This is a genomic window from Phycisphaerae bacterium, from assembly GCA_024102815.1.
Taxonomy (GTDB): domain Bacteria; phylum Planctomycetota; class Phycisphaerae; order UBA1845; family UBA1845; genus JAGFJJ01.
Window position 1 is genome coordinate 63,297 of sequence record JAGFJJ010000048.1, and the last position, 20,478, is coordinate 83,774.

The window sequence follows — 20,478 nt, forward strand, 5'->3', positions numbered from 1 at the left end:
ACCAGGGTTTATAGAATCCGGGAGTCGTCGACGTGGGAAACACGATTCAGCGCATCCACGAACTGGGCCAGTCGGTCTGGATCGACAACCTTTCGCGGGGCATGATCACCACGGGAGAGCTTCTCGAGCTCATCGAACGCGGGGTCGTCGGGGTCACCTCCAACCCCACGATCTTCAAGAAGTCCATCACGTCCGGACACGACTATGATGTGCTGTTCGATCAGGTGTCGACAACGCTTCGCGAGCCATTGGCCCTTTATGAGGCGATGGTCTTTCCGGACATTGCCGGCGCCGCCGACATCCTTCGGCCGGTGTTCGATCGGACCCACGGCGTGGACGGATTCGTAAGCCTGGAAGTCAATCCCCGCCTGGCTTACGACACCGAGGCTACGATCGGCGAGGCGAGGCGGCTGTTTCGGACCCTGAATCGCCCCAACGTCATGATCAAAGTGCCCGCAACGCAAGAAGGGATCCCGGCCGTCGAGACGTTGATCGGCGAGGGCATCAACGTGAATGTCACGCTCATCTTCGGATTGGGTGTTTATGAGCGCGTGATGGACGCCTACCTTGCCGGGCTGGAAGGGTTTGACGCCGCGGGCGGTGACCTTGCGAGCGTCGCTTCGGTCGCCTCCTTCTTCGTCAGCCGGGTGGATACTGCGGTGGACAAGCTGCTGCAGGGCAGGAGCGTTGAAGGGGCGGACGTCAGCCATCTCCTCGGTCGTGCGGCCGTGGCCAACGCCAAACTGGCCTACGCACGATTCCGCGAAGTCTTCGACAACGGCAAGCGATTTGGACGGCTCCGAGCGAAGGGCGCCCGCGTACAGCGGCCCCTGTGGGCCAGCACGAGCACGAAGAACCCGAACTATCGCGACACGTTGTACGTCGATGACCTGATCGCCCCTCGATCCGTCAACACGATGCCTCCGCAGACGATCGAGGCCGTTCTGGATCATGGTGTGACAGAAGTCTCGATTGATCGCGGCCTGGACGAAGCGAAAGCGCTGTTTCCCGCGCTGGCGCGGATGGGCATCGATGTCGACACCGTAACGGAGCAGCTCCGCCGCGAAGGCGTGGAGCTGTTCGCGCAATCGTTCGACGAGTTGCTCGCCGCCCTGAAGGACAAGCTCCCCGCGACCTGATCTTCCCAATGGCGCAAGTCAGGACTACCGGCCCGTGGTTCGGCGGGCGTCGGCCAGAAGGGCGTCAATTTCCGCGGCGCGGCTGTCGGCCTCCTCCTTGACGTGACCCGCATTGGGATCTTCCGCTTCGGTTTTTGGGGCGGTCATTTCGTCCATGCCGATCGGCCCGAGGGGAACATTGCCCCGCGAGACAGACACGCTGGCGAGGGTCTCCTCGGACTGCGGGAGGTCATCTTCGGCGACAACCTGACCGGTGGCAGGCTGCTCCTTCCGCTGCACGGCGCTCGAGGCATACCGATCTCCGAATGCGCTGGCGTTGGCCACGGCGGATCGTGTCGTCGTGCGAGCGAGTGCTTCGAGCGTATCGGCCGGGTGCGTCTGGCGAAGAGACGGACTGTCGGCGATGGCACGCTCGAGCCTCGTCTGCACGTGCCGGGCCTCCTCGACCCACTCCCGGAGAGTCGCCGCAGCCTGGTTGGTTTGTGCCCGCAGTTCCTCCAGCCGTTGCGCGGCTTCTCGGCTCCGCGTGTCATAGGACTGGCACTCTTTCCGCGCATCGAGCGTTGCCCTGGACAGGCCGGTGAAGACCTTCTTCACGGCCGAACAGACATGCTCCAGCTGGTCGGCCTGGGTATGCGCCTCGGCGACGACTTCCTCGGGGCGTGCGAGCAGGGAGCCCACACGCTGCTCGAGGGTCGACTCGCGGTGGGCGAGATCGGCCAACTGTTCCGCGATGTTTCGCGATTGGGTGAGGAATTCATCGAGCAGGCGGCCCGTCGAACCCGCGGCGGTCTGTGCGGAGTCGAGTTGGTCGGTCAGGTGCGCGATCAGGGCGTTGGCATCGCGGCGTACGCGTTCGTAGGTATCGAGCAGTCCCTGTACGGATCCGCCGGCGTCGGCGAGGTCGGCCGAGCGACGCGTTGCGTCGTGGATGGCGGATTCCAGTGCTTCGCGCGTCTCCGTGCCTTCCTGAATCGTGCCGCGAACCGTTCCGTCGAGGTCCCTGGCCGAGCGGAGCAATCCGGTCAATGTGTCGAGCCGGGCGGTCAAGTCTTCCGCCTCGCGCAGATTGCGCTGGAGAACCTGGGTCAGATCGCGCGACTGGGCCACGCGAGCGCCCAGCGTTTCGGCCAGCTCCCTTGCGGGCTCAACGTCGCGGCGGATTTCCTCGACGGCTAGAGCGGCGGTGGACTGTCCTTCCCGCAAAGCCTCGGCCTGTTCGGCGGCTCGCTTGCAGACACCACGGCATTCCTCGGTGAGCTCTTCGAGGCGTTCTGCGTATCCGCAGGCCCGAAGGACGGACTGCTCCACGCGCGATTCGCATGCACGTGAAGTTTCCTCGAGTTTCTCGCGTAGCGCGTGCCCGGTAACAGTCGACTCGCCGAGTCGTCGGACGATTTCCGTCGCGGCGGCGTTGTGGGAATCGAGTCGGCCGAGGCGATCGTCGGCCACGCTGGCTCCGGCCTGTATTGCCTGGTTCAGCTTCGCCGACCGTTCGATCAGTCCACGAAGACTCTCGTCCGCCGCCTTCGATTGATCGCAGGAAGAGGCAAGGCGGGCGATGAGCCGATGGGCGTCACGAAGCTGCTCGCCGAGGGTCGCGACCTGTTCGCTTGTCGCACCCAGGTCGACCAGCGTCTGGTGCGCCGAAGCCTGCAGTGCCTCAAGCTGGGATGCCGTTCCGCTGACGCGCATGAGGTTCTGATGGGCGTCATCCACAGCTCCATGAAGCGCCTGACGGGCCGCGGCCGCGCGTTCGGAGAGATCCTCCACACTGTGCGCCGAGCGTCCGATGCGCTGCTCAAGGTCGCCAACGGAGACTTCGCATTCCGCCAGACCGGTCTGCATCTGCCCGGAAACCGTTTCGATGCGATAGCAATAGGCGTCGAGCTCCGCCAGTTCCCGCTTGGCACCGTCAACCCGACGAGACAGAGCATCCGCGAGATCATCGTTCATGCGTCGTGCATTCGCGACGTTCTCCTCGATCATTACAGCGATGGATGCCACATTCGCCCGGGCCAGCGACTCGATCCGTTCGCAGTCGCCGCGCAGCGAAGACTCCAACATGGACCGACGCTCGTGGGCTTCGTCAAGAATACGACTGACGCTTTGCTGGAGTCCCGCATGGGCGCGCTCGACGTCCCCATCCAGATCCTGCAGCCATGTTGCGGCATTGGTCCGAATCGTCGAAAGGTGCGCCTCCGCCGCCTCGGTCTCGCCGCTCAATTGCGCAATCAGTGTCCCTGCCTGCTCGTGCAGCTTCTGAACCGCCGTCCGCTGCGCAGCCACCGATTGCACCCATTCGGATTGCACGCGGCTTGCCGCGGAGCTCATCTGCTGCTCGGCCATCGCGACCGTCTCGTCGATGCGTGCCAGGACGCCTTGCGCTGCGGCCGCGTGATCATCCCGGAGCCCGCGCATGTGCTCATCACACTCGGCGATTCGCCGCTCGGCGCACTCCTGGAGCGAGCCCTGGAGCTTCGCAAGTTTCTCTTGGGCGCGGACGACAAGCATTGCGATGGCTGATTCCGTACGGTTGATCGCCGCATGGGATTCGCCGGCGGCGCCGCTGAGTCGCAAGTGAATCTCGTCCGCCCTCGAGCGCATTTCTTCTATTTGCGTACTGACGCGAGCGGCGAGCTCGGCGGCGGCGGATTCCGAGCGGCCGAGCATCGACTGCGACTCGGTGCAAGCGTTGCGAATCTGCTCGCGAATCTCCGCGGCGCATTCGCCCTGGGCTCGTTTGATGTCCGCCCGCGTTTCCATCAAAACCTTTCCGGATTCCGTTCGAAGCGAAGCAAGAGCGTTTTGAAGCGATTCGCTCGCTGCGTTCTCCAATTGTCGGGCGAGCGACGCCGTGGTTGCGTCGAGCTGCTGCCTGAAGAACTCGCGTGATTCGTCCATCTGGGTCGCGAGACTTGTCTGGGTGGTCATGGCCTTGGCCAGAATGCTCTCGGCGCGCTGCAAGGACTCGGTCATCGTGGTGCAGCAGGTGTCTGCACGGCGGGCCGACTCGGTCGCGCCGGAGGAAGCGCGCTGTGCATCGGCTGTCGCCTTGGACAATTCCTGGCGAGCAACGTCCAATTCCCCGCGGACTCGACCAGCCAATTCGATCGTTGAACTTGCCATCGCCTGGAACTGTTCGTTGCCGCGCTCCAACGCCGCTCGCGTGGACTCGCCGGCGTCGACGCTCGCAAGCAATCCCGATACCTGCTCCTGAACCTGCTCAATACGGTCGGCGAGCTGCTCCGCAATCGACGAGAGGCGCTGCTCGACCTGCAATGCCCGCTCACATGCCTCACCGAGCCGCTCCGTACGCTCGTTGGACTCTTCGTCGTTGCCGCTCAACAAGCGTTCCTCAAGTGCCGCAGCACGGCGCTCGGCGGCCTCGAGTATGGTGGCAAGCCGTTGCTCGAAATTGCAGGCCGCAGTCTCGACCGAATCGATTGCGCTGGAATGCTCGGACATGTGATCATCCTGTCGTGGTATCAGCGGTGTCGTAGTCTGTGGCTCCGACGCCAATTCGGTTGGGCGGGCGTCTTCCCGGGCTCCGGGTCGACCGCGATCCATGCCGATTTCGGGTGTCGGAATTACTTCCTGGCAAGTTCGCGCCCTGCGCGGTTTGGAACCCGGTGGCACCGAAACCCTCCGTGACGCCCGATCGGGCCAGTCCGCAAGTTCGCGTATGACATCGCCGTCAATGCACTTTTTGCCTTCGCGCGCGGCTCTTGCCAGCGCGATCCGTACCAGATCGTTGATTCTCCCGGGCCTGGCGGCGCCGAGTTCGTGAATAAGCTTGCATGCCTGCGTATCGATGAGATCGTCGCGGCTTGAACCGGACGCCCGGAGTCGATGATCCAGGTAGGCTGTTGTCTCGTCCATCGAAAAGGGCACCAGCTCAAGGCGCACTGCGATGTGCGAGCACAAGTCGACCGCCTGCTTCGACTGCAGCGTCTCTTCAATTCCCGGGCGGGCAAGAAGAACGATGTCCAGTAATCGTCGATCTTGTTCGGCGAGCTGCACAAGCATGGCCATCCGCGGCAGGTCGGCCGCGCAAAGCTGCTCGGCTCCGTCAATCAGCAGAATGGCACGTCTGTCGTCGCCCAGTAACTCCGCCAGATCGCGGCGGAGCTTGGCGATCGCGCGGGCGTCGTCGAAGTGGCGCGGGGGTTCGAGCTTGAGAACGTGAAACACGTCACGGAGCAGGTTCGTCCTGCCGGCCGATTCCCGATGCAACCAGGCCGTTCTTCGTCCATGGAGTGTCGCCAGTCGATCACGAAGGCAGCACCCCCAAAGCGATTTCCCCATTCCTGGTGGAGCGGTGAGCAGAATTCCGCCGCGCCCTGAAACCAGCGTTTCCGTCGCGTCCGCCAAGGTCTGCGACCAAGCCGGAGTCTCGAAGAGGAAATCGGTGTCGGGCACGTCGTCGAATGGGGGACGCGAAAGGCCAAAGCGCGTTTCGGGCATCATGTCACCATCGCGAATTTGCAGCGTTGCCGCGGCGCATGGGCATTCCCCGACCATTATCAGCGGAACGGCTTCGCCGCCGGGTACGTCCGGTATCTCATCGGATGGCGATTCGAAAGGCTGAAGTTATCGGTCAGTGAACGATCTCAGGACTTGTCGTCGGATTCGGAGGAACCGGGTCGACGTTCGCTTATATCTATAGGGGCAGGCGCCACGACAACGGTGCCGGCCAGCACGTCGCCCAGACGCTGCCGATTCGGCGTCAGTCCGATAAGTACAAACAGCAGAACCATTTCAAACTCGACGATTCGCGTGAGGTTGCGAACGAGCACGGCGGAGAACGTGCGGGGCGTGCCGTCGGCCCTCAACACCTTCAGCCCCCAGACACGCTTGCCCGGCGTCGCTGACATGGCCAATTCGAACACCGTACCGTAAACAGCGTAGATCGCACCGCACAGGGGCAGAAGGAGCTCCATCGCTCCGGACTGCTGGGCGGTTGCAGCCGCGCTGCGCGACGCCAGATCGGCCACGGTATATCCGGCGCGGCTCCAAAGTGCGAAAAAGACAAGGCTCCAGAGGGGTGAAAGCAGCAGCATGTCCAGTACGGCGGCCGCCAGGCGGGTGGAGAGTGGCGCAAGCTGGACTTCCTTGGGCAAGGGGAGAGGCATGAAAACGCGACTTCGACGCCACAGAAAAAGCGATGCAACCAGCGCCCCGATCACGGCGTACTCTACGAGCATGCGCGTCTGCGGGCTGACGGCGGCCGGACTCGTATCAAGCGCCAGCACCGGCTGGGGCCCCGTCTCAAGCTTGCCGGTATCCAGGGACCACTGCCCGATGACAACATCTGCGCCGTCCTCCCCGCTTTCCGTGGCAACGAATGCCCTGCCGTCGAAAACCGTGATCGCTACGGGTGAGTGGAATGTGCTTGGCGAGCCGTGCTCATCAGCGAGTTTGGGACCGACCTTCCACTGCCCCTCCTGCAAGTGCAAGGACGAAATGACGAGGTGATCCTGTTCTCGCTGGGCGTCCACGAGTACCGGCTGACCGTCCACCCATCCGCCCCCCCAATCGGCGGGTACATCGGCAAGCGGAAGTGCCTGCGGAGGCGACCAGGGCTCATCGGGGCTGGCGCTGCGCCTCGCGACAAAATCCCGTTTCTCACGATCCCGGCGATACACAAGATACAGCTTGGCGTCGCGTGCAAGCATTGAAGCCACTTCCGCGGAGACGGTCAGATCATCCGGCGCCGGACGATCATACACCCACCATTGCCCCGTATAGCGAACCACGACGTAATCCGTGCCGGGAAGAGGCGCGCCGGACTCGGACGCCGGCACATCGCTCCCGGGCGAGGCGTCGTTCGCATTGGCATTCGCGTTTTCGGCCGCTGGCGTACCGGTGTCCAGGGCAGGGTCAACCAGCCAGCGGGTCTGCGAAAGGTCGCGCGCGACGCGAGTCGTGATCAGGGCATAAAGTGTCGACGCGGGCACGTCGGCGGCGAGCGCCGTGGGAACGGTCGACCGGGGCAGGTTGATTTCGACATGCTGCACCTTCGTCGAGGTCGCATCCCACGTGGGTACGGGCCGCGAGTACCGGCGGTGGGTGCCGTCGCGATAGAACACATAAAGACTGTCGCCCATCGCCGCCGACTGCATCACGGCGCCCTGCAATCCGGTCCGAAACAGCGGGAGGAATCGGTCTTCCGCAGGGGGCGCGACGCGCCGGCTGGCGAAATGGAGAAGCAGCTTGCCCTCGGAGTCCGATTGGCGGTGGTAAACCCAGATGAGCTGATCGGATGCGGCGAGCCCGATTTTGGGTGGATCGGCCGCCCTGGCGGGCATCGCCGCCGCCAAGACGACCGGGAGAATCCCGGCGGAAACCGCGACTATGCCGCGACCCGGTCCTCGTGACTTGTACCGCTTCGGATCCCGCAATTGGTATGTACCAGCCGGAGGCATCGACTAGGTTCCCCTTCTCTGACCGCCGGCATCCGTCCTGGATTCCGGTCCTGGTTGATCCGGAGATATGGGAGTTGTCCGCGGAAGACAAGCCGGAGGCGCAGCGAACTGCACGCTGCCGCAATCGATGTCGCCATATAGCGACCAGAGTCGGACCGTGAAGCGCAACTCGTTCGGCTCGTTCGCCTGGTCGAACCAGCGGACCTCCAACTTCGTGGGCAGCCAGGGACCATCCTCCATTCTCTTGTAGTCATCGAGTCGGGACTCGATCTGCACACGGCCGAGCGCGTCCCGAAAAACGACCCGGCGCACGCGACCGGGCGCGGCCAAGTCCAGCCAATATTCCTTCTGCAAGGCGATTCGGCCCCATTCGTCACGTTCAATGAAGAGAATCTGCTGATACGGTTCCACCACGCGCTGCACACAGCCCAGCAAGGGATCGTCCGGCCAGAGTTCAATGGGCGAAAGGCCGAGGGCGTCGATGATTCGATCCGGCTGGATGGGCGGCGATTCCTCAGGATCGACAGGTTCGCCGTGGCGACCGCAGAAGTACTGATCTCCCTTCTTGAGGTAGACCCAATAGGCTTCCTCGTTGGAGCCCAGGAGCAGTTGGCGCTCGCCCAGTACCTTGAAGTCCATCCGAAAGCACTGCGGCGGACGAAAGAACATCACGCCGTCAGCGTGAAAACTGCGTATTGTCCCGTCTTCCGTGAATCGGCCGTCCACTGGACCGACGGCCCGCAATGTTCCGCTAACAATCGAGGCATTGGCGTTCACCAACCGGGCCGCGTCCGCCAGCGGAATCGGCTCCGGATAGAGAATTCGCTTCGGGCCGTTGCATCCTGCGAGAAACAGCAGGATGGCCGAGATGCTCGCGAGGAGAGACGCGGTGGATTTCCTCACGATCGTGTCTCGCGATCCGCGGCGTCAGCCGGCTCAGTCGATTCGGCCGAATGTTCCACGCCAGCACTGTCGACCGGCGACGCTCCATCCCCCTCCCACGCCGGGTCCGGCGATTCCCCTTGGAGCAAGGCCGTCAGCTCCCGACCGACGGCGTCGATCTGATTGTCGGCCAGGCGCGGGTTGATAACCCGGTGTCGCGATTGATCGCGCCCCAGCGTCATCTCCCACACTTCGAGGTCGTCCTCCATGGCCGAGCCTTCGTAACGCAATTTTCGCTTCCGCATGAGCATCAGCGCCAGGACGAATCGAAACTGCACGCGTGTGGGTTCATCCTCGCCTTCAAGGCGAAGGAAGAAATCAACCAGAGATTCATCGCCTACGGCGTTCTGCTGCCTGCGCTTATCCTTCCTGGCGGGGACGCGGCTGCGAAAATAACAGAAGGTGCCCGCGGGGGCACCCGGCCATGCCTCAAGCGAGTAGTCCTCGCGGCGAAATGTGTCCCCCTCCTCGATCAGCACGCTGTAGAACTCCTCTCCCTCGGCGAGCACCCGTCCCGAGGCCGCACAAACTCCAGTCGGTCGGACAACGGGCCAATCTTGGGCGGACATGGGCGGGACTCCGGCAACCTCTGGCGAAACGCGTCTCGCAAGACAGCAGTTCATGCATTGGAGAGTGCATTTCCGCGATCGTCAAGCCGCGACACCGTCCGAACCGCGCCGCCCTTGGTCAGGCCGATTGGGTCGTGCGAATTCGGCAAAGCCCTTTCGCTTCGCCTCCCGCGCGCGTATCCTGCTTCGACGTGGATGCGGCTGATGCCGACCCCTGGCCGGTGCCGATGAATCCGAAGAATGAATCCCATCGTCGCTTGCGACGGAGAAGAAATACGTGGCTCGACGCCGTCGCCGAAAACGCTCTCGACCACTCGCTGTCATCTCTGTGCTGGCGGTACTCGTGCTGGGCGCATGGTGGCTCTACCCATCAGAGGGCGACGCTCTGCTGCGCCCGCCGACGCCACTGATCGGAGAAACGCGGGAACCGGTCGGAACACCCGCGAACAGCGAAGCACCCCCCGCCCCGCGTGAGAGCGCAAGCAGCACCGTGGCGCCAGAATCAGCGTCTCCCATCCCGGCGTCCGAGGCCTCCCCTCCCGCCCCCACGGAAGAGAAGCTCGCCGCGATCGTGCGAAGCGGAGAGCAAGCTGCAGCCCGAGGCGACTTTATCGCAGCCAGGCAGACGCTCTCTGAGGCGATGCGCTCGGGCCTGTCGGGCAGCCAGGCCGATGCTGTTCGCAACCAGCTTGTGCACATCGCCGACGAGACGATCTTTTCCGGGCGCATCTTTGAGAATGACCCCCTTGTCGAGCGGTACGTCATCAAGCCGGGCGACCACATGGCCAAGATCGCTCGAACGACCATGGTCTCTCCTGAGCTGCTCGCCCGGATCAACAGCATCGCCGACGTGAATCGGATTCGCGCCGGCCGGGCATTGAAACTGGTCAAGGGTCCGTTCCGCGCCGTGGTGGATAAAGAAACCTACACGATGGATGTGTACCTTCAGGACGTGCTCGTGCGCAGCTACCGGGTGGGGCTCGGGGCTGACGACAGCACGCCGCGCGGGCAGTGGCGGGTGGGAACTCGCCTGGAGAACCCGACGTACTATCATCCCCGTGGCGGCGAGATCATCACGGCCGACGACCCCCGCAATCCACTGGGAGAACGTTGGATCGGGCTCATCGGCATATCCGGCGAAGCCCTGGGACAGGAGCGTTACGGAATCCACGGCACCATCGAGCCGGATTCCATCGGCAAGAGCAATTCCCTCGGGTGCATCCGCATGCACAACGATGACGTCGAATGGGTCTATGACATGCTGGTTGAGCAGCACTCGACCGTGGAAGTGAAATAGCGATTCGGATCCACGACAAGTTAACGACCGGTAATGTGCGCGCCGCGGAGCACTTGTAGGCCCCCGCAACGCACGGGTACAATTCAACCTCCTGAGACAACCTCATGGGGGGATTTTCATGCTTCGCACAGTGGGCTCGCTTGCAGTCCTCGCGGTGGCTTTCTACTCTTGTCGATCGGCACATGCGGGAACAACGATCTTTTTCAACGCGGATCAAACGGGCACGTTTGTATCTTCAGACTCGACGTCCGACACGTTGAGCAGCGGCGGCTACCTGTTTACGTATACGCGGGACAAATTGTTCACGGGAGGAACAGGGCAGCCGATCGGTCGCCCCGTTCGTGTACCTTGGCCCACCGGAGTAGAGGCACAGGCGGTTACGACCCCTCCCCCGGGAGGCACGAGCCAGAATGCGCAAATCACCATTCGGCGTGTGGATGGCCGTCTGTTTGACATGACCGCTTTTACGGCAAAACTGCTGGCGAACACGGCCGGTGCCGGTGCATCCCTGGAAATCATGCCGATTCTGAACGGCGAAGACGGCTTCAACGATCCCCTCTACTTCAATGCGACAGGGTATTACAACCAGACGTTTTCCTACGATACATCGCCCAGTTACTTGGGTAGCACGGCACTTCTCACCGATTTCGAAGCGTACAAGATCAGCCTGTACGTCGATTTTGCGTTTGTCGCCCTTACTCTCTACAGCATGGCCGCTCCCGGGGACATCGACGGAGACGGCGACGTTGACTTGGGCGATCTTGAGCTGATTGAATCGTGTGCGTCCGGCCCCGGAGTCCCAGCGACAAGCGGTTGCGGGCCGAAGGATCTGGACTATGACACTGACACGGATTTATCCGATATCGCTGTATTTCAGCGCTGCTTTTCGGGCCAGGATGTTCCGGCAGATCCCGAGTGCAAGTAGACCACAGGTAAAGCGGGCATCTGTGCGGAGATCGCATGGATCGCCCAACAACCGGCTCCGCCCCTGCGGGCCGGGGTCCACATAGGCCGTTGCCTCTCGGCTGCCATGAACCACTGTTCTCGACGCAAAGGCAATGGTAACCCCGCTCCACTGCGTGCAAGTGGAATTTCAGCTTACCGGGCCTTTCTCGAGCTGACCCAGAAAACCCGCCAGCCGGTTCATCCCCTCGGTAATGTTGTCAACAGAGTTGGCATACGACAACCGCAGATAGCCTTCTCCTCCCGGACCGAAATCCACGCCGGGCGTCACTGCGACACCCGTTTCTTCCAGGAGCTGAAAAGCGAAGGAACGCACATCGTCCGTGAATCGACGTACGTTGAGGAACACATAAAAGGCCCCCTTTGGTTCGGTCGCCGTGGTGAGCCCCATGGCCGCAAGGCGGTCGAGCATGAGACGGCGCCGACCGTCGTATTCCTGCCGCATCCGCTCAACGTCGCTCTCCGCGTTGCGCAGCGCGGCCAAGGCCGCCAACTGCGGAAAATCCGGCGGGGAGATGAACAAATTCTGCTGAAGCTTCTGCACGGGGCGAACCAGCGGCTGGGGGAGAATGGCGTAGCCCAGTCGCCAGCCCGTCATTGCGAACAGCTTCGAGAAGCCACTGACAACAATTGTGTCGGAGTCGAACTCGAGCATGGACCGGGCGGGGGGGCCGTACGTCAACCCGTGGTAGATCTCATCCGAGACAATCGCGAGGCGTGAACCAAACGCATCGGCGAGCTCGCCCATACGTCGCGGCGTGGTGAGGGTCCCCATGGGGTTGGCGGGAGAGTTGATCACAAGGGCACGCGCCTGGGGCGTCAGCCGAGCCTCGGCTTGCGCAATATCCCACTGGAATCCGTCCTCCTCGCGCACGGGGACACGAACGGGTACACCGTCGAACGCCGTAACGAAATTCGGATAGCAGGCGTAATGTGGATCGGTGAGCAGCACCTCGCTACCCGGATCGAGCAGCGCCGCGAACACGAGCAGCATCGCTCCGGAACTTCCCATCGTAACCACTACGCGGGACGGTGAGATCTCCACGTCGTAACGCTTGCCGTACCACTCGGCGATGGCCTGGCGCAATTCCGACCGTCCCAGCGAGTGTGTATAGTGGGTCGCCCCGTCGCGAAGGGCACGTTCCGCAGCCTCCACTGCGGCGGACGGCGTATCGAAATCCGGCTCGCCCACCTCGAGGTGAATGACCGATCGGCCCTGCACTTCCAGCTCGGCCGCGCGTTCCAGGACCTCCATGACCAGAAACGGCGGCATTTCCCGTGCACGCCGACTTACCGGCGCCGTGCGGCGTGATGCCTGCGTAATACTCATGACCACCGATTCCTGAGACCCGACGGAAGATGCACACACAGACTTCGATACATAGGTCGGCACTCGACCTTTGTCCATGACGGCACGACGACCCTGGCAAATACGGCAATTTGCGCGTCCGAAGTTCAGGAACAAACGGCGGACGAGTGTCGCATTTCCGCTACGACCGGCATGCAAAAATCCGCCCAATTGGTCGCAGACCACCCCCGAAATTCGGGTAGACGCGGAGCGAACGCGGATTATCGAGCCTGAAAGGGCAACTGCGGCAAGCTTGCTTCCCGGCGAGACTTACGTGACTGGAGACGATGGGATTCGAACCCACGACCTTCGCATTGCGAACGCGACGCTCTCCCAGCTGAGCTACGTCCCCGCAAAGCCCGTGAAATTAACAGGACCGCCGTCCACGTCAAGCAAGCCTGCCACCGGCCCGCAGCGGCCCAATAACGCCAAGCCCGAGGGACCACTCCCCGATGTTACGTACGGGTAATGAGCGCCGGCGTGGCGCGAACATAGGCCTCGACGTTTGCCGCGTACGTTTTCATTGCCTCCGCTACGGCCGCGTCCTCATCCTCCACGCGGTCCGGATCGATGAGCGATTCCGTTAACACAAGTCGGTAATGGAAGCCCGGCTCACTGATCATGAAACCCTGAATGACCGGCGTTCCGTTGCGGAGGGCGATCCGCATCGGGCCGGATAGGAACGGGCGAACCTCGCCGAAGCACTCGACCTCTTCGTAGCGCTGGTGCGGCAGCCGCACGCGGGTCACATCCATGGCGCTGCCCAACACATATCCTTCCTGATAGCAGCGATAAATATCGCGTGGATACGTGTCCGCGTACATCATGCGCAGTTGCGCATACTGCGGAAATCGTTGAGCGAAGCGTTCGTGCATGTAGCGCCGCAGACCACCCTCCCGGCGATCGCGCACGCCGGCCACTTTGTACCCCAGCAGGCACATGAGCATGGCCGTGACATGGTGAGGACCGTGGTGCGAAAGCGCCACGTATGCACCGCGTTCCCGCGCCATCGCTTCGTCCAGCAAATGTCGATTCTCAATTCCGAATAAGCCTGCCGCCCGCGCCGGCGATAGGCAATCCAAGATCATGTAAAAGAGCTTGTCACAACGGGTTCGCTGGAAGTGTTCGAGCGTGGTGCTGCGTCGCTCCGTGGACGTCGGATGCCGGCCGAGTACCTCGGCGTACGATTGGGCAAAACGCCGCCGGCGCTTGTAATTGATCACCCACTCCAGAAAGCCGAACCATCGACCGAACGCATACAGCCCGCGCAGCCCCAGCAGGAGCAGCAGGCCGCGCGTGAAAAGGTGAATCAGCCCGAAGCTGAACCGCTCCCAAGCCGTCACCGATCGCTCCGACCCCGAATCCGCCGGCAGGACGGCCGACGAGGCGGAACCGGAGCCGCGATGTGTTTCCGCGGCCGACGGGCTGGCGGTTTGCGAAGCCAACGAACCTCTCCCCATGAATCGACAGGCGGGCGCCGAATATCCGTCACGCCTCCTGGACGAAAACGACTCTATCGATGCCCGCCGGGCCGGGCAACGTCTTCATGCGGTCGCCGCCGGGCTTGTCCGCCTCCCAATAGCGGAATGCGTGCAATCTCGCGATTTGCGTCCTACATTACCCGGATGATCCAAATCGGTCGCTACGAAATCCGCTCGGTGGTCAACGGCTGGATCCGCCTGGACGGCGGCGCCATGTTCGGAGTGGTGCCCAAAGTCCTCTGGGAAGAGTCTGCCGATGTCGATGACCAGAATCGCATCCTCCTCGCCACGCGCTCGCTGATCGCCATCAATCGCCAAGACCGACGCACAATTGTCGTGGACACCGGTTGCGGCTCAAAATGGGCGGCCACCAAGGCCGAGCGATACGGCATCCGCTCCGAACCGGATGCGCTCGTCAGGGCGCTGGCCGAATCGGGACTTACCACCGGCGACGTTACCGATGTCGTCGTCAGCCACTTGCATTTCGACCACAACGGCGGGCTCACGCGTTGGTACGACGAGCCCGGCGAGCGGACCGAGCTCTCCTTCCCCAATGCCGCCCACTGGATTCACTGCCGACACTGGGAACATGCCCAGTCGCCCCATATCAAGGACCGGGCCTCATTTCTTCGGGAAGATTGGTCGGGGTTCGCCGAGGCGGGCGTCCTGCGGCTCCTCGAAGGCGACAATCCCGAATCGACCATCCCGGGTGTTCGCTGGATCCTCTCCAGCGGACACACGCCCTTTCAGATTCACCCGTACTTCGAAGGCGGAGGCGGAGGCGGGAGCCTGCTCTTTACCGGCGATATCATACCCACGATTGCGCATTTGCGCCAGTCGTGGGTCATGGCCTACGACATGCTGCCCATGACCACGATCGAAGAAAAGGGTCGATTCAGCAGCGCGGCCATCCGGGATCGGACCTGGCTGGCGTTTCCCCACGACCCCCGATTCGGCGCAGTCCGCATCGACGGTCGCCCCGAAAGGCCCATCGTCAGCGAGACGCTGGAAGCCTGACGAATCCTTCAGCAACGTTTCGCTCTCTAGTGGCATCCAAGCTACTGTGCTCGGCCGCCAGGGCGCGCGCATGAAAAACGCGGGCGGCGTGAGCCGGACCCGCGCTTCTCAGCGTTCTTATCGAACCACTACGGGAACCAGCCGGACTCGCTGAGAACGGGGTTCTCGGAACGTAGGGATCGATTGTCGATCCACTCGCAGCAGGTAATTACTGCTGGGCGGCGACGTTGCCATCCTCGAACAGGTCGAAGACAGCGTCGTTGTCCAGGACAAACTCATTGATGGCATACAGCGCCGCGCCGTAGAGGAGCTGCTGCGGATTCAGGATGCCACCGAGGCAACCACCCGCGAACAACGTACCCGTCAGGAGCGTCAACGCACACGCCTTCTTCATGCTCTTCATCACGTAATCTCCTTAGACCTGCCGGGAAACCGCCCGGCGACCACCCTGCACATACCAAACTGGACACCAGGACCATCCTGTGTCCGCCTAACGATCTGCAATAGCTCGATAGCGTTCCGAATCAGATCCGCTCTCCCATGTCCCGACAGGCGAACTTCGAAAAACACGCATGTCGCAATGAGCTAGCGGACCATCTCGGCCTTCACGGCCGAAACGCGCGGCAAGCACTGAACCTCCGCGCATCGCTCTGTGTTCTGTAAAAAGCTAATTTCTCTCGCGAGACTCCCATGGAGTCTCGACCGCGCCTCATCCAGACCCACCCGCGCCGGTCGGCCCAGACTTGATGGGCTATATCGGAAACCAAGGCGGCCCCGCGTTAGCCCTTTCAGATTTTCGCCTTGATTCGAGCCGCCCCAGCAGTGCTGGGCTCTTTCCCAGAGCCGTCAAACCAAAGCTGGGGGAAGACATTCTCACACCTCGCAACGGTTGTCAAGCGCCAATCTCCCGAAAATCAGACACCGGCAGGGAAGCTGCGCCCCAATAGCGAAACAATACGGGCCTTGAGCGGCCCCTCGGGCGTCCAAGATCCTCGACCTGACGCTCCTGAAACATGGGAGTTCTTTCGCCACCCGGAGGATGTTGAGCCAGCCGCTTGCAGGATCAGCCGATTGACGCTAGAGTCCCGCCGACAGGTAACACGAGAGTATGGAGAACGCGCGGGACAGCGCAGACGGGTAGCGTCCGCATCGGCAGGCGGGCAGTAGGATGGCAAGAGCGTATGGCAACGGCGCAAGAGGCCAAGCAGGGCATCATTCATTCACACCGACGCCATGAGAAGGACACGGGTTCCGCGGAAGTGCAGATCGCGCTTCTCACCAGCCGCATCTCGGAACTCACTGGTCATTTGCAATCGAATCTCAAGGACCACGCCGCGCGGCGCGGGCTCTTGAAGATGGTCGGTCGCCGCACGAAACTGCTGCGCTACCTGACCCAAACCGATCGCGAGCGCTATCGCCAGATCGTCGCGAACCTCGGCTTGCGAAAGTAGCGGTTGCGCGACCGACTGCGGGGAGCTCGCCGCCACGACCCCCGACGACTTCTGCCCCCGACAGAAATCTCCACGATCGTCGTTAGAACCTGTGCTCGGCAGTGATTCCATCGGCTTTTGACCTTGGGGGAAGCTCCCCAAGTTGCGCCGTGAATCCTGCCGGGGTCGTGTGTCGTTGAAGACGTCAGAGTCCGTTACAAGCAGAGATCGGAAACGCGAGCATGTCGGAAAGCACAAAGCGCATCCCGTTGGGAATTCACGAAGTTGAGCGGGTCATCGGAGGTCGCACCTTACGCATTGAGACAGGGCGAATCGCCCGGCAGGCAGCCGGATCGGTCCTGGTAACCTACGGCGAGACGGTGGTGCTCGGGGCGGTGGTCGGCGGGCCGCCGCGAGAGGGAATCGATTTCTTCCCCTTGACCGTAGACTATCGCGAGAAGACCTACGCCGCCGGCAAATTCCCAGGCGGCTTCTTCAAGCGCGAGTCTCGCCCCACGAACAAGGAAATCCTGACCATGCGGATGATCGACCGCCCCATGCGGCCGCTATTCCCCAACGAGTACCGGGATGAAGTACTCATCCAGTGCATGGTCCTTTCCGCCGATCTGGAAAACGAGCCCGACGTCATCGCCATGATCGCCGCCTCGGCGGCATTGGCGGTTTCGCCCATTCCATTCGACGGCCCCGTCGGCGCCATTCGCGTCGGCTACATCGAAGGCGCCCACGTACTCAATCCGCGCATCAGCGAAATGGAATTTTCGACGATGGAGATGGTCTTGGCCGGCCATTCGGATGCGGTGAACATGATCGAAGTCGGCGCGGCCGAGGTCCCCGACGAGGTCGTCACCGAGGGCATCGCCTTCGGCCACAAGGCGATCGCCGAGATCTGCGACGCCATCAAGGAACTGCAGGCCAAGGCGGGCAAGCCCAAGGAGTGGACCCCGCCGCCTCCGCTGGACGACCTCCGCGAGGAACTTCGCGGCAAATTCGAAGGTCGCCTCCGCGAGGCACGTTCCGTTTCCGGCAAGCAGGACCGCTACCAGGCAGTGGCCGATGTCTACCGCGCCGCCAAGGAGGACTACGCCGGCGGCGACGATCCGGAATCCAAGCAGCGTTGGTCGAAAATCAAGGACCTGCTCGACGGCATCGAGAAGGATATCCTTTCCGAATGGGTCGTCCGTGAAGGCCGACGATCCGACGGCCGCGGCGTCAAGGACATCCGCCCGCTGACCTGCGAGGTGAATGTGCTGCCGCGCGTCCACGGCTCGGCACTGTTTCAGCGCGGCGAGACCCAGTCCATCTGCGTGGTCACACTGGGCACCGGCCGTGACGAGCAGATTGTGGATGGGCTCTCGGAAGAATACAGCAAGAAGTTCATGCTGCATTACAACTTCCCGCCGCTCTGCACCGGGGAGGTCAAGCGTGTTGGCGCCACCAGTCGCCGCGAGATTGGCCACGGCAACCTCGCCGAGAAATCCCTGCAATACGTCCTGCCCAGCCCCGACGTATTCCCCTACACCATCCGCCTCGTTTCGGAAATCATGGAGTCCAACGGATCGAGCTCGATGGCCTCGGTCTGCGGTGGTTGCCTGGCGCTCATGGACGCCGGCGTACCCATTCGCCAGCCCGTTGCCGGCATCTCCGTCGGCATGTTCGAGCATAAGGACCAATATCGACTCGTCGTTGACATCCTCGGCGAGGAGGACCACTTCGGTGAGATGGACTTCAAAGTGGCAGGCTCGCAGCGTGGCGTGACGGCCGTGCAACTCGACCTCAAGACCCGGGGCCTTCCTCAGGATCGCATCCTCGAAACCTTCAAGATGGCCAAAGAGGCCCGCATGGACATCCTGCGGACCATGCTCAAGGCCCTGCCCGCTCCGCGCAAAGCCACCAGCAGTTACGCCCCGCGGATCATCACGATGCAGGTCAATCCCGAGAAGATCGGGAAGATCATCGGACCGGGCGGCCGCTACATCCGTTTGATTGAAAGCGAGACCGGCGCCACGGTGGAAATCGAGGATGACGGAACCGTACGGATTTCCTCGGTTGATCTGGATGCGGCGCAGAAGGCCATCGCCATGGTCGAAGCCGTCGCTGCGGAGGTGAAGGTCGGGCGGGTCTACGAAGGCCGAGTCAGCAGCATCAAGGACTTCGGCGCCTTCGTGGAGATCGTCCCAGGGCAGGACGGCCTTTGCCATATCAGCGAGTTGGACACGGGATACGTAAAGTCGGCGGCAGACGTGGTCAAGGTCGGCGACACCATCCGCGTCAAGGTGATCTCGGTGGACGACCAGGGGCGGGTCAAGCTCTCTCGAAAGGCGGCCATGCTCGAGGAGCAGGGCGAACCGGCCGCGGTCGAGTAGACCTCGCCTGTCGGTCGAGAATCACCGGAAAATCACCCCGGAAAGCGGGCCGACCTGCGCGGCAAACCGCCTCGGCGGATTCGCCGTATAATATCCCTCATGCCTGACACGTCGTTCGTGCTCATCGTCGAGAACGAACCCGACCAGGGCGAGGCGATGGCCGACGCCCTGCGCCGGGCGGGCTTTGCCTGCCATCTCGTCCACAACGTGGCCGACGCCCTCGCGAGCATCCGCCACCGACCACCGGACGTCGTCGTCACCGAATATGAACTCGGCAACGGCGAGAACGGCTTCGATGTCTTTCGCGCCACCAAGCGCAAGAACCCCGACGCCGAAGTGCTCATCCTCTCTGCCCGCAACGGGCATGACCGCGAGTTGGCCGTCGCCGACGGCGAGTTCAATCCTTACGACTTCGTTGCCAAACCGGTGGACATGGTCCTGCTGGTTGAGAAGGTACGGCGTGCCGCCAAGCAGGCCTCGGCCGCGCTTGAATCGCGCATGCTCCGCAAGCAGATGGAGACGGCGTTCGACGTCCACGGCATCATCGGGACGTCCGACGCCATTCGCCGCGAACTCCGCCGCCTCGGAAAGATCGCCCCCAGCAAGAGCACTGTGCTCATCTTCGGCGAGACCGGTACGGGTAAGGAGCTCTTCGCCCAGGCCATTCATCACATGTCCCCCCGCGCCGGCAAACCCTTCAAGGTCATCAACTGCGCAGCCGTGAGCGAAACCTTGTTGGAGAGCGAGCTTTTCGGGCACGTCAAAGGCGCGTTCACCGGCGCGATCGCCGATCGCAAGGGCCTCGTCGAGGCGGCGGACGGCGGCACGCTCTTCCTCGACGAAATCGGCGACATGCCCCTCATGATGCAGGCCAAGCTGCTCCGCACGCTCGAAACCGGCGAGGTCATGCGCGTGGGCAGCAACGACACCCAGTACTTCGACGTACGCTTCGTGGCCGCGACCAACCGCGACTTGAACGAAGGCGTTCGCGAAGGCAAGTTCCGCGAAGATCTCTTTTATCGCCTGCATGCCCACGGCGCGATTCGCATTCCTCCCCTGCGGCAGCGACGCGAGGATATCCCCGTGCTCGTCCGCCGCTTCATCGACGACGCCAACCGCGAGTACGCCACGGAGGTCATCTCCATCGCCCCGGAGGTCATGCGCAAGCTGATGAACTACCAGTGGCCCGGCAACGTCCGCGAGTTGCGCAGCGTGATCTACCAGATGTGCCTGGAGGCCGAGGGCGAGGAACTCGCCGTCGACGACCTGCCCCCCACGCTTCGCCCCGCGACCGACATCGTCCACGTGGGTGTGCCCAACATGGCCGGGATGAGCATGGCCGACGTCGAACGCCTTCACATCATGAACACCCTGCGCATGTACGGCGGCAACCGCGAAAAAACCGCCAACGCCCTGGGCATCGGGGCCAGAACGCTCTACCGGAAACTGAGGGACTATGGGTTGAGGTAAGGGCCTCGAG

General features: G+C 62.7%; 14 protein-coding genes and 1 tRNA gene. 7 read left to right on the forward strand and 8 right to left on the reverse strand.

The genetic code is table 11. The features are described from left to right. Positions 1–32 precede the first annotated feature (32 nt). Positions 33–1,139 carry a transaldolase gene (gene tal, locus J5J06_11325; protein ID MCO6437671.1) on the forward strand — a complete coding sequence of 369 codons (1,107 nt, stop codon included), beginning with the start codon at positions 33–35 and terminating at the stop codon, positions 1,137–1,139. A gap of 24 nt (positions 1,140–1,163) precedes the next feature. Here tal and J5J06_11330 read toward each other — a convergent pair whose 3' ends face one another. The 4 genes from J5J06_11330 to J5J06_11345 form a co-directional block, all read right to left on the reverse strand. Next, a complete protein-coding gene (locus J5J06_11330; GenBank protein MCO6437672.1) occupies positions 1,164–5,609 on the reverse strand; it encodes a hypothetical protein in 4,446 nt (1,481 codons plus the stop codon). 143 nt (positions 5,610–5,752) lie between these two features. Beyond that, positions 5,753–7,450, reverse strand: coding sequence for an RDD family protein (locus J5J06_11335; GenBank protein ID MCO6437673.1), 1,698 nt, complete (start codon positions 7,448–7,450; stop codon positions 5,753–5,755). Between the two features lie 120 nt (positions 7,451–7,570). Then, positions 7,571–8,470 carry a hypothetical protein gene (locus J5J06_11340; GenBank protein MCO6437674.1) on the reverse strand — a complete coding sequence of 300 codons (900 nt, stop codon included), beginning with the start codon at positions 8,468–8,470 and terminating at the stop codon, positions 7,571–7,573. Further along, on the reverse strand, positions 8,467–9,078 hold the full coding sequence (locus J5J06_11345) for a hypothetical protein (GenBank protein MCO6437675.1): 612 nt from the start codon (positions 9,076–9,078) through the stop codon (positions 8,467–8,469). Before J5J06_11345 ends, J5J06_11340 begins: the two co-directional genes overlap by 4 nt. 277 nt (positions 9,079–9,355) lie before the next feature. Between J5J06_11345 and J5J06_11350 the strand changes: the two genes are divergently transcribed. Together J5J06_11350 and J5J06_11355 are read left to right on the forward strand one after the other, a co-directional pair. Beyond that, positions 9,356–10,375, forward strand: a complete 1,020-nt coding sequence (locus J5J06_11350) for a L,D-transpeptidase family protein (GenBank protein ID MCO6437676.1) — start codon at positions 9,356–9,358, stop codon at positions 10,373–10,375. Positions 10,376–10,493: 118 nt separating this feature from the next. Further along, a complete protein-coding gene (locus tag J5J06_11355; GenBank protein MCO6437677.1) occupies positions 10,494–11,300 on the forward strand; it encodes a hypothetical protein in 807 nt (268 codons plus the stop codon). Between the two features lie 168 nt (positions 11,301–11,468). On the opposite strand, the gene J5J06_11360 is transcribed toward J5J06_11355, so the two are convergent. The 3 genes from J5J06_11360 to J5J06_11370 form a co-directional block, all read right to left on the reverse strand. Further along, on the reverse strand, positions 11,469–12,668 hold the full coding sequence (locus J5J06_11360; GenBank protein ID MCO6437678.1) for a pyridoxal phosphate-dependent aminotransferase: 1,200 nt from the start codon (positions 12,666–12,668) through the stop codon (positions 11,469–11,471). 297 nt (positions 12,669–12,965) lie between these two features. Beyond that, positions 12,966–13,038: transfer RNA gene (locus tag J5J06_11365), tRNA-Ala, on the reverse strand. Positions 13,039–13,141: 103 nt separating this feature from the next. Next, positions 13,142–14,131: a hypothetical protein gene (locus tag J5J06_11370; protein ID MCO6437679.1), complete on the reverse strand. Its 990-nt coding sequence runs from the start codon at positions 14,129–14,131 to the stop codon at positions 13,142–13,144. Positions 14,132–14,311: 180 nt separating this feature from the next. On the opposite strand from J5J06_11370, the gene J5J06_11375 reads away from it, so the two are divergent. After that, entirely contained in the window at positions 14,312–15,184 is an 873-nt protein-coding gene (locus tag J5J06_11375; protein MCO6437680.1) for an MBL fold metallo-hydrolase, read from the forward strand. A gap of 208 nt (positions 15,185–15,392) precedes the next feature. Here the strand turns inward: J5J06_11375 and J5J06_11380 are convergent, their stop codons facing one another. Beyond that, on the reverse strand, positions 15,393–15,587 hold the full coding sequence (locus J5J06_11380; GenBank protein MCO6437681.1) for a hypothetical protein: 195 nt from the start codon (positions 15,585–15,587) through the stop codon (positions 15,393–15,395). A gap of 778 nt (positions 15,588–16,365) precedes the next feature. Between J5J06_11380 and rpsO the strand changes: the two genes are divergently transcribed. The 3 genes from rpsO to J5J06_11395 all read left to right on the forward strand — a co-directional run bounded on the left by rpsO (position 16,366) and on the right by J5J06_11395 (position 20,468). Beyond that, positions 16,366–16,635 (forward strand): 30S ribosomal protein S15, encoded by a 270-nt coding sequence (rpsO, locus tag J5J06_11385; GenBank protein MCO6437682.1) that lies wholly within the window; start codon positions 16,366–16,368, stop codon positions 16,633–16,635. Positions 16,636–16,856: 221 nt separating this feature from the next. Beyond that, positions 16,857–18,998 carry a polyribonucleotide nucleotidyltransferase gene (gene pnp / locus J5J06_11390; protein MCO6437683.1) on the forward strand — a complete coding sequence of 714 codons (2,142 nt, stop codon included), beginning with the start codon at positions 16,857–16,859 and terminating at the stop codon, positions 18,996–18,998. A 99-nt stretch (positions 18,999–19,097) separates the two neighbouring features. Next, entirely contained in the window at positions 19,098–20,468 is a 1,371-nt protein-coding gene (locus J5J06_11395; protein ID MCO6437684.1) for a sigma-54-dependent Fis family transcriptional regulator, read from the forward strand. Positions 20,469–20,478 lie beyond the last annotated feature (10 nt).